Annotated in this window: 1 protein-coding gene; it reads left to right on the top strand. The window is 54.8% G+C overall.

Annotated features, from left to right (window positions below; genetic code table 11):
- Nucleotides 1–631: tyrosine-type recombinase/integrase (locus FDX19_RS05245; protein ID WP_368666067.1), on the top strand; the 631-nt coding region annotated here is incomplete at both ends.

Here is a 631-nt window from a genome sequence, read left to right as displayed (position 1 = left end):
ACGTTTCTCTGTTTAAGGCGCGTCAGCTACGCGATGCCGCCCGCTCCAGAGTGCGCGAAGGGGCCGATCCTGCTGCTGATAAGAAAATCGCCCAGCAGAAAAAGAAAAACGGACATACCTTTCGCCAGATCGCTATGAACTGGCACGTCGATCACCGGCGTTGGTCTGCGCATTATGCAACCACCATCCAGCGCAGGCTGGAAATGTACGTTTTCCCGGATATCGGGGACAGTTTTATCGATCAAATCACGACCGCGGATCTGTTACTCACGTTGCGCAAGGTCGAGAGTAAAGGCTTTCTGGAGATCACCGTGCGGTTGAAAAACTACGTCACGGAGATCATGCGCTACGCGGTGAAAAAGCAGCTAATCAAATCAAACCCGGCGCTGGATCTGGACGGCGAGTTCACGCCACCGGAAACGCAGCATTACCCGGCCCTGCCGCTTGAGAAACTGCCTGAACTGTTATCCCGGACGGAGAGTTACCCCGGCAGGGTGCTGACCCGATACGCGCTTAAACTGTCATTGCTGTTTTTCGTGCGCTCCAGCGAACTGCGCTTTGCCCGCTGGAGTGAAATCGACTGGCAGCAAAAACTCTGGATCATCCCGGAAGAACGGGAGCAGATCGAGAA

Origin of the sequence: Citrobacter sp. wls619 (genome assembly GCF_005281345.1) — a bacterium.
Taxonomy (GTDB): domain Bacteria; phylum Pseudomonadota; class Gammaproteobacteria; order Enterobacterales; family Enterobacteriaceae; genus Citrobacter.
This window is presented reverse-complemented; position numbering and strand designations above follow the sequence as displayed.